Below are 454 nucleotides of genomic sequence, written 5' to 3' on the forward strand. Positions count from 1 at the left end.
TCGAAGCTTTTCATGATTTATATCACCTTAGATGGAATATAGAAGAGTTATATAAATTGTCCAAGTCAATCCTTTGCATTGAGGATTTCCATTCACAGAGTGAGAAAGGCGTAAAACAAGAAATCCAAGCGCATATATTATTACTGAACCTGACAAGGATATCGGAAAATGATATTAATCACAGAGGCAACGATAGCGACTGCATTGATAGCAGAGAAAATAAACAGAAATTGAATTTCAAAAACTGTTTGTTTCTCGTAGTAAGACACTTGTCTTTGCTAATTCAGGGGATAAAAAAACATTTAAAATCATTTTATTGTGCTCTTTCAGAGGGACTTGCCGGAATGACTCACCGGGTGAGGCCTGGGAGGCACTATCCACGAAAATCTATGCGTCCCAGAACCCGATGGAACTCTTTTGATGCCCCGGCAAGAGTTTAACCGAATGCCATTGT

1 protein-coding gene is annotated in these 454 nt (G+C 38.8%); it reads left to right on the forward strand.

Annotated elements, in window-relative coordinates:
• The coding region (locus C5471_RS25450; RefSeq protein WP_166296699.1) for a transposase at window positions 1-440 on the forward strand (440 nt) is incomplete at its 5' end.
• Window positions 441-454: the final 14 nt, after the last annotated feature.

Origin of the sequence: Photorhabdus tasmaniensis, from assembly GCF_011189505.1 — a bacterium.
Taxonomy (GTDB): Bacteria; Pseudomonadota; Gammaproteobacteria; order Enterobacterales; family Enterobacteriaceae; genus Photorhabdus; species Photorhabdus tasmaniensis.